General features: G+C 44.6%; 13 protein-coding genes and 1 tRNA gene. 2 read left to right on the forward strand and 12 right to left on the reverse strand.

What is annotated here, in order from left to right:
- Nucleotides 1-373: 373 nt before the first annotated feature.
- The 3 genes from APB76_RS09770 to APB76_RS09780 form a co-directional block, all read right to left on the reverse strand.
- Complete coding sequence (locus APB76_RS09770) at nucleotides 374-1,636, reverse strand: HD-GYP domain-containing protein (protein ID WP_054963606.1); 1,263 nt, start codon at nucleotides 1,634-1,636, stop codon at nucleotides 374-376.
- A 120-nt stretch (nucleotides 1,637-1,756) separates the two neighbouring features.
- Entirely contained in the window at nucleotides 1,757-2,164 is a 408-nt protein-coding gene (locus APB76_RS09775; protein ID WP_049844338.1) for a VOC family protein, read from the reverse strand.
- A 350-nt stretch (nucleotides 2,165-2,514) separates the two neighbouring features.
- Nucleotides 2,515-2,599 (reverse strand) — tRNA-Leu (locus APB76_RS09780).
- A 218-nt stretch (nucleotides 2,600-2,817) separates the two neighbouring features.
- On the opposite strand from APB76_RS09780, the gene APB76_RS22570 reads away from it, so the two are divergent.
- Nucleotides 2,818-3,567: a substrate-binding periplasmic protein gene (locus APB76_RS22570; protein WP_054963607.1), complete on the forward strand. Its 750-nt coding sequence runs from the start codon at nucleotides 2,818-2,820 to the stop codon at nucleotides 3,565-3,567.
- A gap of 131 nt (nucleotides 3,568-3,698) precedes the next feature.
- Entirely contained in the window at nucleotides 3,699-4,175 is a 477-nt protein-coding gene (locus APB76_RS09790; protein ID WP_049844340.1) for an RDD family protein, read from the forward strand.
- 60 nt (nucleotides 4,176-4,235) lie between these two features.
- Here APB76_RS09790 and luxS read toward each other — a convergent pair whose 3' ends face one another.
- The 9 genes from luxS to APB76_RS09835 form a co-directional block, all read right to left on the reverse strand.
- Complete coding sequence (gene luxS, locus APB76_RS09795) at nucleotides 4,236-4,754, reverse strand: S-ribosylhomocysteine lyase (protein ID WP_049844341.1); 519 nt, start codon at nucleotides 4,752-4,754, stop codon at nucleotides 4,236-4,238.
- 24 nt (nucleotides 4,755-4,778) lie between these two features.
- Complete coding sequence (locus APB76_RS09800) at nucleotides 4,779-5,378, reverse strand: transglycosylase SLT domain-containing protein (protein WP_049844342.1); 600 nt, start codon at nucleotides 5,376-5,378, stop codon at nucleotides 4,779-4,781.
- Between the two features lie 9 nt (nucleotides 5,379-5,387).
- Nucleotides 5,388-6,956, reverse strand: coding sequence for a glutamate--cysteine ligase (gene gshA / locus APB76_RS09805; protein ID WP_049844343.1), 1,569 nt, complete (start codon nucleotides 6,954-6,956; stop codon nucleotides 5,388-5,390).
- Between the two features lie 108 nt (nucleotides 6,957-7,064).
- The gene (locus APB76_RS09810; protein ID WP_049844344.1) at nucleotides 7,065-9,923 is read right to left on the reverse strand and encodes a M16 family metallopeptidase; all 2,859 of its coding nucleotides are present in this window, start codon (nucleotides 9,921-9,923) and stop codon (nucleotides 7,065-7,067) included.
- Nucleotides 9,924-9,932: 9 nt separating this feature from the next.
- Nucleotides 9,933-10,394, reverse strand: a complete 462-nt coding sequence (locus tag APB76_RS09815) for a YqaA family protein (RefSeq protein WP_049844345.1) — start codon at nucleotides 10,392-10,394, stop codon at nucleotides 9,933-9,935.
- Complete coding sequence (locus tag APB76_RS09820; protein WP_054963608.1) at nucleotides 10,388-11,338, reverse strand: NADP-dependent oxidoreductase; 951 nt, start codon at nucleotides 11,336-11,338, stop codon at nucleotides 10,388-10,390. Before APB76_RS09820 ends, APB76_RS09815 begins: the two co-directional genes overlap by 7 nt.
- A gap of 123 nt (nucleotides 11,339-11,461) precedes the next feature.
- Nucleotides 11,462-12,592 carry a sodium ion-translocating decarboxylase subunit beta gene (locus APB76_RS09825; RefSeq protein ID WP_049844347.1) on the reverse strand — a complete coding sequence of 377 codons (1,131 nt, stop codon included), beginning with the start codon at nucleotides 12,590-12,592 and terminating at the stop codon, nucleotides 11,462-11,464.
- 9 nt (nucleotides 12,593-12,601) lie between these two features.
- Entirely contained in the window at nucleotides 12,602-14,389 is a 1,788-nt protein-coding gene (gene oadA / locus APB76_RS09830; protein ID WP_049844348.1) for a sodium-extruding oxaloacetate decarboxylase subunit alpha, read from the reverse strand.
- A 31-nt stretch (nucleotides 14,390-14,420) separates the two neighbouring features.
- A complete protein-coding gene (locus APB76_RS09835; protein WP_004748148.1) occupies nucleotides 14,421-14,678 on the reverse strand; it encodes an oxaloacetate decarboxylase subunit gamma in 258 nt (85 codons plus the stop codon).
- Nucleotides 14,679-14,873: the final 195 nt, after the last annotated feature.

Here is a 14,873-nt window from a genome sequence, read left to right on the forward strand (position 1 = left end):
TTCCGAAGAAACCATTTGGATTATCATCAACGAGTGCCCACACAGATTGATAGGTTTATATTGTTAAAGAGCAGTGCTTTCGAGAAACTTTCTCTCGAAGCGGAGGTGAATTCTAGCGAGATAATTTGAAGAGTCAAATACTTTTTCAAATTTATTTTCTCAGAAGCTTTTACCTCTCTGACTATCGCTGAAGCCTTGTGGCGTCTGCCGTGTCAGTGGAAGCGCATTATAGGGAGTTCCAATTTTAAGGCAAGAGAAAAAACACGTTTTTTTCATAAAAAAAGCCCGACTGAACACTAATCAGCCAGACCTTTAGTTACACCCACTTTACTCTCAATGTAGTCAGATGTTATCCACAAATCCCTGTGGATAACTACTCATCGGAATCAAAGAAATAGGAAATTCGTGAACGTGGGTTTAAATACTCTCGCACTTTGTCAGGTAATTTACTCGGCAAGATAGCATTAACTATCTTTATCTCTTTTTCTGCTAGATCAATGATTGGGGCTTGAGTTCTAGGTACTGACGGATCATAGATAAGTACGTTAGGATGAAGAATATTTTGCGCATTTACCGAAATCACCAATCCGACCATATCATTTGATAACTGCACTACCGTACCTGGTGGATAGATTCCCATAAACTTAATCAACAGGCTCAAATTCTCACTATTATATTGATGCTTACAGTTCTTAAATAAGTGAGATAACGCAACATAAGGTATCTTTTGTTCTGCAGGAATGTTGCTATGGCACAAATTGTCATAAGCGTTCGCCACTGAAACAATTTGGGTAAGCTCGTCTATCTGATTTTCTTTTAAACCTTCGGGATAACCTGAGCCATCATTTAGCTCATGATGCTGAGCGATGACTGTGCGCGCAGTTTCCGGGAAGCTATCCATATTAGCAGCAATCTCTAGGCCATACTTAGTGTGCAGTTTGAGGTAATTCTTTTCAGGCTCGGTTAACTGCGTTGGCTTACGTAGTATCGCAGTAGGGACCTTCACTTTTCCCATATCATGAAATAAAGAGGCAAAAGCAACTTCTTTTATCTGATCAGCGCTGAGTTTTTTAGCCTTAGCAATCATCATGGCGACTACGGATACGTTGAGCGAATGGAAGTAGATATCTTCAAACTCACTTTTTCCATTCATTAGATGTAGTGTGACATTATCATCACTCAGCAATTTATCGACTATATCGTTGACCAACTGACTGGCTTCATCAACTGCCTGCTCTGGGCGGTTACGAATTTTATTCATCACAGCCCTCATTCGAGATAGCGAACGTTCGAACTCTTTCTCGCAATGGATGACACGTCGGCGATAAGCATTCAGTTTTTCAATTCTATCTTGCTTTTCTTTCCAAAGTTTTTGCGCTTCAAGGTCAATTTCTTCATGCAGCACTTCTTCTACATCTGCATTTGAATCTTCTTCAGCAACGGGTAAAGGTTGAGTATCACTCTGCGCAGTATTAATAAAGACGTGTTTGATCCCCAAATGACGGATCATGCGAATCTGGTCTTCGTCTTTTATCTTGAAGCTATTAAATAAGAAGGGATGCTCATTCCACTTGACTGGAAGCCGAATATGCAACCCTGGCTGTAATCTATCTACTGTTATTTTGATGCTGGCCACGATCTATATACAACTTATCTATTTATAACCAATTTATAATTTTAATTGATTGACAATATGAATTCACCACTAGTGAGTGTTAAGTGAGAGATCAATAACACGTCAGATTGTGTGTTTTTGTTACCTGACTAAATCACAGTTAAGTATCCAACGAACTCCAAACTTATCTTCAATTTTACCAAAACGGGCTCCCCACGGCGCATCGGCAAGTGGCATCATGATGTGCCCACCGTGAGACAACTTGTCAAAAATACGCGCCTGCTCATCGAGATCGGTTAACACAATTGCCAAAGCGATGTTATTGCCGCTACGTTCTTGTGCGAGTATTCCATCAGAGAGCATCAGCTTCAGGCCGAATGCCTCAAACTCTGCATGCATTACCCAGTTAGGATCCGCCCCCTCTATTTGCTGGGGAGCATCTTTGAAAAGTTGCTTGGTTACAACGACACCAGCAAAACACCTATGGTAAAAGTCGAGTGCTTCTTCACAACGACCAGCAAAAAATAAGTAAGGGGTAACTTGATACATTGTTTATCTCCATGTTGTTATTTTAAAGATAGACAGTTTTTTTCTAACTAGCCGAAAATTTTAGCTTTTTTGGAGAACAACACTGACTGGATTCTAAATGAATCTGACCACATAAGTCTGGGCAACGTTGACTGACTGAAGACAAATCACCACTGAACTGTTTGCATTTATATACAGCTAAAACGACAAAAGGCCGCTATATAAAGCGACCTTTCTAAATATGGTACAGATAGACAGACTGGACAGGCATTCCTGCCACCACCAAGGAGGCAACGCTTAGACGTTACCTTTATGTATTTTACAATGACTAAAACGACGAAAGGCCGCTGTAAAAGCGACCTTTCTATGTATGGTACCGGTGGGCGGACTTGAACCGCCACGCCCGAAGGCAACGGATTTTGAATCCGTCGTGTATACCAATTTCACCACACCGGCATCTCTGGGCTTTACCCTTTGATGCTTTGCATTATACGTATGCATTTAAGCTCTGCAAGGAAAAAACCTTAGATAACCATCGTTTGCTGATATTTTCACCACAAGAGATGTTCCCGGAACGCAAATCATTACTCGGTGTTCTACTGTCTATACTGACAGAAGAGCAAATCGAAATTGAGGTATCTTATATGCGGTCGTACATATATCGGTTGTTCACCATGCTCGTACTAACCACCATCTTAAGTAAGGTGGCTATAGCGACAACGTTAACTCTCGCATACTCAGATGTAGAGTCTTACCCCTTCCAAATTGGTAACGGCACTCATATTGCGGAACCTCCCGGTCTTGCATTAGATGTACTCAATCAGGCATCTAACCAGCTAGAAATAGAGATAAACTACCTTCGTTTACCGGGAAAGAGAGTGCTTGATTATATTGCCACTGGTGAAGTAGACGGAGGGTTTATTTTTTCCTACAACGCTAATCGCGCTCGGTTTGCTGATTATCCGATGCAGAATGGAACTCTTGATAGTACAAAACGCATCGCTAAGCTAGGTTACTACTTCTATAAGCTAAAACAGCACTCATTAGATTGGAATGGGTCTAATTTTGATAAGTTAGAAGACAAGCTGATAGCGGCTCACCTAGGTTTTTCTATTACAGAGCAGCTCAAACAAAACAATATTCTGGTGCATGAAGCAAAAAACACCGAGCAGTTATTCCATATGTTGAGATCCAAACGCATCGATGCCATTGCGATTCAAGACACTATGGCTCAGCAGTACCTTAAAGATAAGCCTTGGTCTGATCAAATAGAACAAGTGTTTCCTGCAATCACAACCAAAGACTATTTCCTAATATTTGGCCTGCAATTTTCAAAAGATAACCCAGAACTCGTGCAGACAATATGGCAAACCGTTGGTGCAGTAAGGGAGGATGTGATCGAAGTACAGAGGAAACATTACTAACTGCTAGCTGGAATGTTCCGTTAAAGCCTCTTGAAGTGCGACCAATTGAAGAGTCTGTGCGCAAGCTCTCTTTTCAGGGCATTTTTGACACTATATTCTGTCGACTTATTTTGTTTATGTAAGTGAGTGTTATGTCTGCAACAAACTCTTTGCCACCAGCGGGACTATTTCGCCGTTTAGGGGCGCTTTTATACGATAGCCTAATTATTATTGCGGTTGAAATGATGGCTGCGGGTGTCGTGGTTGCTATTTTGCACGCCTTAATGGCGATGGGTTTGTTTCATTTGGGTGAGTTTGAAGATGTCAGCGCCTTTCTGACTCATCATCCACTATGGAGTCCAGTTTACACCGCTTACCTAGCGTTTGTTTGGATCTATTTCTTTGTTTATTTTTGGACTCGTGCTGGTCAAACGCTAGGAATGCGAGCTTGGAAACTGCACATGCGCAGTAATGATGGTTCTCCGGTTACAGTGACTCAGGCACTGATTCGCATCGGCACTTCAGGCTTTGGTCTTGCCAACTTAACCGTTCCTATCGATCCGAAAAAACGGGGCTTTCACGATATTTGGGCCAAAACCCAAGTGGTGGTACTACCAAAAGCGAACTAGTCGCTCATTCGAAAGCAAAAAAGGAAGGCATTTGGCCTTCCTTTCCTATTTTAGTCATGACTAATCGATTTTAAGTTCTTTTAGCATTTCTTCTGGTAGAGCAAGCTCATCGTTCTTGTTTACAGAAATTCCAGCAGCAAGAATCGCTTCAGCAATCTGCTTTGCTTCATCTAAAGAGTGCATCGCTGCGGTGCCACATTGATACTCATTCAACTCTGGGATTTTGTTTTGACTCTCGACCTTAAGTACATCTTTCATCGCTGCTAACCAGGCATCAGCCACTTGCTGCTCTTGTGGTGTACCAATCAAGCTCATGTAGAATCCGGTACGGCACCCCATTGGAGAGATGTCAATAATTTCAACCACATCACTATTAAGGTGGTTACGCATAAAACCCGCATAAAGGTGCTCAAGCGTGTGAATGCCTCTTTCTGACAAAATGTCTTTATTTGGTGCGGTGAAGCGTAGGTCAAATACCGTGATGGTATCACCTTTTGGGGTTGTCATGGTTTTTGCCACGCGAACTGCAGGCGCATTCATTCGTGTGTGGTCTACGGTAAAACTATCAAGTAACGGCATTGTACTTCTCCATGTTAACTGCTCTTAAAACAACCAGCTTCTATTGTCTTCTAATTCTTGTCGGCACTGTTTAAGTTGCCAACCATAATCCTTTGCTTGCTGCTCTACTTTGCGAGCAACTTTTACCAATGAAGGTTTACCCTGGTAGCTTTTTCTTTTAAAGCCCCCGCGCCCTTCGTGGTATGCCAAATACTGATTGTAAGCATCCCACTTAGATACCCCAAGCTGTTTTTGAGTAGCATCGGTATACCAGCCAACAAACATCAGCGCATCAGCAAAATCTGTTCTCGAACCGCCGTGATTGGTTGCTTTCTGGAAGTCTTCCCAAGCAGGATCTTGCGCCTGAGCGTAACCATAGGCACTACTCACGCGCCCCCAAGGAATAATGCCTAACAAATAATCCTTCGGTGGTCTGGCGTCGTGCCTAAAGCTGCTTTCTTGCTTTATAAACGCCATTGAGACTTGGATCGGTGTTCCCCACTCTTCTTGCATATCTAGAGCATCGTCATACCAGTCTGGTTTTTCGCGGAATATCTCACACAAGTTAGACTGATTTTTAGGTGGTGCGGTGGCACAACCGCCTAGCACTGCAAAACTAAGTATGACAACAAATATCCTTATCACTTGGTTTCCTTATGCTTTTAAGTAGGCAAAGTACTCTTGAAGAAAATCATCAAAGCTTTGTTTATCCATCGCCTCTGCTTCAGACTGAGCAATACGAGAGCGCTCAACCTCAAGCTCCATTTCAGATTCACTATAAATACGGTAGCAATGACCTAAATGCTGCTGGCGATACTCTTTTCCAATTTCACAACCGACTTTACCTAAGCCCCCGAAACGCTTGGTATCTTCAAGTAACTGGCCCGAAATAGTTTGCTCTGGATGATCAATCCACGCGAGTAACTTATAACAAACAGCTTGATACTCCTCGCCTCCATTTACAGCATCCATTTTTTCGGCAATTTGAGTGAGTTCAACAAATACACGCTTTGCCCAATCTTGCAAAGTAAGGATCTCGCCTTTACAGCCGATTTGCAGCTCTAAACCATATCTGCGCCCTTCGATAATCACCTTGTTCCAGTTCTCGCGCCAACACGCCTGTTCACAATGATCCATTGGTTCGGATTCTGTTAGCGCAGACCAAGTTAAGAACAGATCTAAAAAGCGTACCTGATCTTCACTGATGCCTATCGCACTGTAAGGGTTCACATCGAGAGAGCGTACTTCTATGTACTCGACACCACCACGCGCAAGAGCTTCAGAAGGTTTTTCACCTGCCTCTGCCACACGTTTAGGACGAATTGGCGCATAAAGTTCATTTTCTATTTGCAGCACATTACTGTTGAGCTGGCGGTACTCATCACCAACTTTTATGCCAATCTCTGCAAACTCTGGAGAAGGCGTTCGAATCGCTTTATTCAAACCTTCTAGGTATTCATCTAAGCTGTTAAAACCGATCTTAAGCGCGCTTTGTGCACTATTGGTATAACCGAGGTCACTCAATCGTAACGAAGTTGCATGCGGCAAATACAGAGTGCCACCAATGCTTTCAAATGGTAGTTTTGTCTCTCGACCTTGGATAAATGAGCCACACAGAGCTGGCGACGCACCAAAGAAGTAAGGAATTAACCAGCCAAAACGGTAGTAGTTACGGATCAGGCCAAAGTAAGCTTCTGACTTACTGTCTTGTCTCTGCTCATCACTCTGTTCTCCATATAACTGCTCCCAAAAAGAGTCAGGGAATGAAAAGTTAAAATGAACACCCGAGATAATTTGCATCAAGCTGCCGTAGCGATGTTTGAGGCCTTCTCGATACAGCGTTTTCATTTTGCCAGAATTCGATGAGCCATACTGAGCGAGGTTGATATCATCTTCGCTGCCAACATAACAAGGCATTGAAAGCGGCCACATTTTTTCTGCACCCAACTTAGTCTGAGTAAAATGATGAATATCCTCGAGCTGAGCAGTTAACGTCGAGATACTACTTGAGACAGGAGTAATAAACTCTAACAATGACTCCGAAAAATCAGTGGTAATCCAATTATTAGCGTAAGCCGAACCAAGCTCACTTGGGTGAGGGGTCGTTGCTAGGTGCCCATCTTGGTGGTATCGCAGCGTCTCACGCTCTACACCCCGTCCGAAACTCTTAAATACTTCTGGGTTTTGTGCAACTCGCTCCAGTCGCGCAGCAAATTCAGTCAAAATGAAGGTCGCTTATATCAATGGTTTGGTTGTGATACCAAACTGGCTAAACAAATTATTAAGGGTGACTACAGTCACCCTTTAGCTATGCACTATGTTATGTGTACTCTATCGGATGATTTCAAGCTCTTCTATCGGAATCTGTAAACTTTCTAACTGAGACTTTAACGTTTTCGCATCACCTACCACGATAATTTGGTAGTCTTCAGGGCTAAACCACTTGTGTGCTAACCCATTCAACGTCTTCTGATTGACGGTCTCGACAATCTCGTTCCTCTGCTGGAGGTAATCTTCCTCTAAGCTATACGCAAGAATACTACTAAGTAATCCAGTTTTCTGTGAAGGCGTTTCATACTTTAATGCATCTTGTTGACCGACAGCTAAGCGCAAAAATTTCATTTCATCATCGGTCATACCACTTTCGGCGTAAGTTGCGAGTTCTTTTCTCATCTCGACAATCGAAGGAACGGTCGAATCAGCTCGAACTTGGGCAGAAAAAATTATCGCCCCAACTTCTCGGTTTGCAGCAAGATACCCACTAGCTCCATAAGTGTAGCCTTTATCTTCGCGCAAATTCTGGTTTATACGGCTATTGAAGTTACCGGCTAAATTGAAGTTCGCTAGCTGGGTTAGATACACTTCACCCGTCGCATCAAATGGTAGACCTTGACGAACCATACGAACCACACTTTGCGGAGCCCCAGGCTTATCAATCAAGTAGATTTTTTGTTGTTCGAGTGGTTTCACCAATTGAGGCCGGAGTAGAGGGGCGAACTCACCTTGCCAGTTGTCGATAAAAGCGAGCTCCTTTTTGACCTGGCGCTTATTGATATCACCAACCACCACAATCTGTGCACCTTGTGGCGTGTAGTGCTGATGATAGAATTCCTTAACATCATCTAAGGTCAAACTAGATACTGACGCCTCTGTCCCGTCATTTGAGCGCTGATAAATCGACCCAGAAAACAATACTTGTCGTGTTGCCTGAGACGCCATCCAACTAGGCTTTTGATGTTGATAAACCAAACCTTCTAACATCTGTTTCTTCAAGCGGTCGAAGTCCTCTTGCCGGAAAGCCGGTTTGAATAACACTTCCTCGACGATCTTAAGCGTTTCGGTAAGGTTCTTTTCCAAACTGGAGACGGAAATACCCGTGGTATAGTTACCCGCATCAATAGAAACCGTACTACCCAAGGTATCTAACCTAGCTTGCAGCTCTTCCAAGCTAGAGTCGAGTGTCGCCTCTTGCATCATCGCAGCAGTTAAGTTGGCTAGTCCCTCTTTACCTTTCACTACATAGCGTTCTCCGGCAGGGAAGCTAATCTCCAATTGAACGGTTGGCGTTTCGGAGCTGACCGTACCAAGTAGCTCAGCGCCATTATCGAAGTAAAGGTGATACAGGTCTGGCATTTGAGCTTTCACCCCTTGAGCGACTTCAGGCATCACCGAACGGTCGAAAGTGTCCGTCGCGCGGCGATAGGCTAAGTGGCTGTCAGTGACTCTTTGGTACTCAGGCAAAACCCTTGGTGGCGTGACGAAGGTATCAGGCGCGGCAGCAAGTTCAAGTTTGCCACGTGGAACAACACTTAATGCGACCTTATGGTGACCGTTTACATAAGTTTTATATGCCGCCATGACAGACTCTGGCGTAACCGCTCGAATCTGCTCTAATTGAGTTTGAATCCGATCAGGCGTATCGAAGAAGGTTTCGTTGGAGGCAAGTTGAGTGACCTTGCCACGAACGCTTTGCAACGCAAATACTGCATTAGCTTCTGCCATTCCAGTGATTTGCTCTAGTCGCGCCTCATCGACACCTTTCGCTTCAAATTCATCCAGAGTTTGCATCAACTCCTGATACAGGGGCTTAAGCGCTCCTTTTTCTCCTGATGGTGCCATTGCGTACACATAGAAGGTACAGGCAAGCTCTGCACAATCTTGGAAAGCCCCGGCATCTACTGCCTTTTGGGTTTTCACTAGCTTTTGATAAAGCAGGCTGTTTGCCCCGCTGCCTAACACGTTAGCCAGCGCATTGATCGACGCCTGCTCCTCAGCTCCGTTGTATTTCGTCGGCCAGCCAATCATCAACATCGGTTGCTGAATACGATCTTCTAGTGTGATGTAACGATCTTCTGTCAGTTTTGCTGGTTGCTTAGGTGCCCGATCAACTTCAGGCCCAGCAGGAATAGAACCAAAATATTTGCTTACCCACTCTAAGGTCTGCTCAACGTCAATGTCACCACCAATAGTCAGCACCGCATTGTTTGGACCGTACCAACGAAGAAAGAAAGCTTTAAGATCGTTCACATCTACCCTATCTAAATCTTCAACATAACCTATAGTTTGCCAAGAATAGGGGTGGCCTTCTGGGTACATAGCTTCACCCATGCGCTCCCACATCAATCCATAAGGACGATTGTCATAATTCTGCGCACGTTCGTTTTTCACTGTATCGCGCTGAATTTCAAACTTACGCTGTGAGACTGCATCAAGTAGAAAGCCCATGCGGTCCGACTCTAGCCAGAGCATTTTCTCTAGCTGATTCGATGGTACGGTTTCAAAATAGTTGGTACGATCCCGGTTAGTCGTGCCGTTTAGAGTTCCGCCTGCCTCGGTAATAATCTTGAAATGCTGCTGATCTCCGACATTCTCACTGCCTTGGAACATCATATGCTCAAAGAAGTGAGCAAAACCCGACTTACCAATCTCTTCACGGGCGGAGCCAACATGGTAGGTCACGTCAAGGTGAACCAGTGGATCGGAATTGTCTGGCGATAGAATCACCGTTAGACCATTATCTAGCTGATATTTTGAGTATGGGATTGTTGCCTTACTAGGTTGAGCTGGCACTTCTTCAACGAGAGTAACGCCTTGTGGCAGTGAAGATAAAAATGAAACAGAAGAAAGGTTGTTGGAGCTACAACCATAAAGTGCGACAAGAGAAATAGCACCAAGCCAAATCTTTCTCATGACATCCCCTTAGAAAAATCCGTAAAAAATTGCTGCAAGTAATGAGTATCGAAGTGCTTTGCCAATCAATATAAGCCAGAAACATGGCCAAAAACGCATTCGAAGCCAACCTGCGGCTAAACATAAAGGGTCACCGATTATCGGTAACCAACTAAAAAGAAGCGACCAATAGCCGTATTTATTGAGCCATAATAAAGCTTTATGACCATGTTTTTCATTTTGAGTTCGGTTTGGTAACCATAAACCTAGCCAAAAATTAGTCAAGCCACCGAGCGTATTACCCAAAGTGGCGACAAGAATGATTAAGGGAGCTGAAAACTGATTGAGGCTTAATGTGGCAATCAAGCCAGCTTCTGAACCACCAGGCAGTAAAGTGGCACTGAGGAAACCGCTAAGAAACAGTACCCACAGTGCCGAATCAGAAAACCATAATGCGAAAGATTCAAAAGCGCTATTAAACGCTTCTAACACTGCATATCAAGCAAGATCTTGCCTCTGGTATGACCCGTTTCAATTTGTTTGTGCGCTTCAGCCACTTGAGACATTGGGTACACTTGCTGAATCTCTGTCTTAACTAAGCCTACGCTGACCATATAAAGTAAAGCATCAAGTTGCTCTGGATTAGGATCAACCAGCATGCCCGTTGCTTCAAAACCAAGTAGCTTGGCCTTTTCACAGATAAGCTCTGCACTGAGTGTCGGTACAGTCACTACTTTAGCACCATCTTTTAAGCATTTCAGTGCATCGAGCGCCGCATCACCGCCAACCAAATCGATCAATACGTCAGCCTCTTCTACTCGCTCGGAAACAGGTGCAAATTGGTAATTTACCGCGTGGGCACCTAAGGTCGCCATATAGTCTAAATTTGCCTCGCTACAAGTAGTAAAGACCTCTGCTTTGGCTGCAACAGCCACTTGAATCGCTAAATGCCCGACGCCACCGGCTCCTGCTAAAATAAGCACTCTATCGCTTTCATGTACACCCGCTTTATCCAAAGCTTGAACCGCTGTCTGCCCCGCAAGTGGTAAAGCTGCAGCGGCTTCTAAGGTTACTGAGTCCGGAACTAGGCTCAGCGCGCTTTCAGGGACACAGATATATTGGCTGTAGCCACCTCCAGAGAGAGGGAAACCAACAAAACCCGCCACGTTATCACCAATCGAGAACCGCTCAGTTTGTTCGCCTAAAGAGATCACTTGACCAGAGATATCGTAACCCGGAACCCAAGGAAGGTTATCTTTATTTTCTGATGCTGCCCAACCCAATCCAGCCCGCGTCTTTACATCGATAGGGTTTACTCCAGAAAAGTGCACTTTAACTAGCACTTCACCTGCTTGTGGCTGTGGAATTGGTGAAGTCTGAATAACGAGAACGTCTGGATCACCAAATTGAGAGATTGCGATTTGTTTGTTTTCCATTTCTTCATTTCCCTATCGGTACAAAAAAGGGATGCGAAAGCATCCCTTTGAATATATACCATTTATTGGCAGCAAGTTAACCACTTGCTCTCAAATTAACTAATTACTAACCTAAAAGTTAAACTAGCCAACCAGCGCTAATAAAATACCTGCTGCTACTGCCGAGCCTAGTACCCCAGCTACGTTAGGTCCCATTGCGTGCATTAGTAGGAAGTTTTGCGGGTTAGAATCTAAACCGACCTTATTCACTACACGAGCTGCCATCGGCACTGCTGAAACTCCCGCAGCTCCAATCAGTGGGTTAATGTCTTCTTTAGAAAGCTTATTAAGCAGTTTAGCCATTAGCACGCCACCTGCCGTACCAATACTAAATGCTACTGCTCCCAATGACAAAATACCTAAAGTTTCTACGTTGAGGAACTCTTCAGCTTGAAGCTTTGAACCAACACCTAGTCCGAGGAAGATGGTCACAATGTTGATTAGCTCATTTTGCGCTGTTTTAGATAAACGATCGACAACACCCGCCTCACGCATCAGGTTACCAAGACAGAACATACCTACCAAAGGTGTCGCTGCTGGCAAAAACAGAATGGTCATCAGCAACACGGCCAGTGGGAAGAGGACCTTCTCGGCTTTACCCACATGACGTAATTGCGCCATCTGAATTTTGCGCTCTTCAGGCGAAGTCAGTGCCTTCATAATTGGCGGTTGAATAATAGGCACTAATGCCATGTAACTATAGGCAGCAACAGCAATGGCGCCTAGCAAGTCTGGAGATAACTGACTTGCCAAGAAGATAGCGGTTGGGCCATCTGCACCACCGATAATCGCAATCGATGCTGCATCTGCCATACTAAATTCCATACCTGGCACATAGTTAAGTAAGATTGCGCCAAACAGTGTCGCGAATATACCAAACTGAGCAGCAGCACCTAACCATAGGGTTTTAGGGTTAGCGATCAGCGCCCCAAAGTCTGTCATTGCACCCACACCCATAAAGATAAGCAGTGGGAAAATACCAGACTCAATTCCTACGTAATAGACGTAGTAAAGTAAACCACCTTCTTCAGTAAAGCCGGCATTAGGAATATTAGCTAAAATAGCCCCAAAACCAATTGGCAGTAGAAGCAGTGGCTCAAAGCCTTTACGAATAGCCAAAAACAGCAGAGTACAACCGACCAAGATCATACAGATTTGGCCAAACTCAAAGTTAGCAATCCCTGTTTCTGACCATAAGGTCATTAATCCTTCCATGGTACTCCCTTACGCTAAGCTCAGTAGTGGAGCGCCAACCGTCACAGAATCGCCTTCCTTGACGTGGAGATCTTGAATAATGCCACCGCGCGCCGCACGTACTTCGGTTTCCATCTTCATGGCTTCGAGAATCAGCAATACGTCGCCTTCGGCAACTTGAGTACCACTTTGGACATTTACCTTAAAGATGTTGCCCGCCAATGGCGCTGGGACAGTTTCACTGTTACCCGCAGGCGCTGCTGGAGCAGGCGTGGCAGCTTGTTGCGAAGCTGTACTAGCCGGAGCTACAGACGTTAGCTGACCTTGCGGACCAACTTCAACATCATAAACCTGACCATCAACTTTAACACTGTAAGTTTCGATGCCACCTTGAGCGGGTTGAGCTTGAGGTACAATCGGCGCCTCTTCTAACCAAGGAGCAGGTTCAAATACTTCAGGGTTACGGCGGTTCTTAAGGAACTTCAGACCTACCTGAGGGAATAGCGCATAAGTTAGCACATCATCCACCGTATCTTCTGCTAGTGAAATACCGTCTTCTTTGGCTCTCGTTAACAGCTCTTCGGTCAATGAATCCATTTCTGACTGTAGCAAATCAGCCGGGCGACAAGTAATCGCCTCACCGCCTTCAAGCACTTTGGCTTGCAGCTCAGCATCCACTTCAGCAGGCGCAGCACCATACTCACCTTTAAGCACACCGGCAGTTTCCTTGGTAATGCTCTTATAGCGCTCTCCAGTCAATACATTGATCACCGCTTGAGTACCAACAATTTGAGATGTTGGTGTCACTAGCGGGATGTAACCAAGATCTTTGCGTACACGTGGGATCTCTTCTAATACCTCATCTAACTTATCTGCCGCACCTTGCTCTTTGAGCTGGCCTTCCATATTGGTTAACATACCACCTGGTACTTGAGCAATCAGAATACGAGAATCAACACCCTTAAGTTGACCTTCAAATTTGGCATACTTCTTACGTACATCGCGGAAGTATGCAGCAATAGGCTCAATTTGATCGAGGTTAAGGTTAGTGTCACGCTCAGTGCCTTGAAGCATTGCAACCACTGTCTCTGTTGGTGTATGACCATAAGTACAGCTCATTGATGAGATAGCGGTATCAAGGATATCTACCCCAGCTTCTACCGCTTTTACAGCAGTAGCCGTTGATAGACCCGTTGTTGCATGGCAATGAAGCGCTAAAGGAATATCAGTAGAAGATTTGATGCGAGTAATTAGCTCTTCCGCTTCATATGGCTTAAGCAACCCTGACATATCTTTGATACACAATGAATGACAGCCAAGATCCTCAAGACGCTTAGCAAGATCCACCCAAGTGTCGGTATTGTGCACAGGGCTAGTGGTATAAGAAAGCGTACCTTGTGCATGCGCGCCAACATCGACCGCAGCTTTTACTGCCTTCTCGAAGTTACGCACGTCGTTCATCGCATCAAAGATACGGAAGACATCCATACCGTTGGCATGAGCGCGTTCGACAAACTTTTCAACCACATCATCTGCGTAGTGGCGGTAACCCAGTAAATTCTGGCCGCGTAGCAGCATTTGCATTGGTGTATTTGGCATCGCTTTTTTCAACGCACGTAAACGTTCCCATGGGTCTTCCCCTAAGAATCGAATACAAGCATCAAACGTCGCACCGCCCCATGTTTCTAGAGACCAGTAACCGACTTTATCCAGTTCCTCTGCGATAGGTAACATATCCTCTAGACGCATACGAGTCGCAAACAGCGATTGATGGGCGTCACGAAGGACCACGTCCGTTAAAGCTAGTGGTTTAGACATGCTCATTAACTCCTTTTAATCCTGTCAAATGCTACTTAGCGGTAGAGGTACGATACTGATGTACCGCTGCGGAGATCGCCGCAACTACCTTCGGGCTAACAGCAGAAGATGGTGATTGTACTTTGTTATTTTGAATAGGTGTCGCGATCGGTTCAGGTACTTCTTGTGGTACCAGTTTTGACATCAACCGAACGAGATAGACGAGAATAGTGAGGAATATAAATACTACAGCCATCCCTGTAAGCATCAGGGTTGCAGCATCTACTAGCAGGCTTCCAATATTATCCATTTTTGCATCCTTTCTTTGTCATCCTGACAACAGCATTAGCTATATCGCTAAAAACATCGTGTTTTTCATTGCTCAACGCTAAATTTAGCCAGCATCTTGCTAGCACTCTTGTTGCCTGAACATGCAGTAAAATCCTGACAAGAGGTCTAGGATTATCTCGATTGGTTAAACTTTGTCAATTTTGTTTAAGGTGCT

Origin of the sequence: Vibrio bivalvicida (genome assembly GCF_001399455.2) — a bacterium.
GTDB lineage: Bacteria > Pseudomonadota > Gammaproteobacteria > Enterobacterales > Vibrionaceae > Vibrio > Vibrio bivalvicida.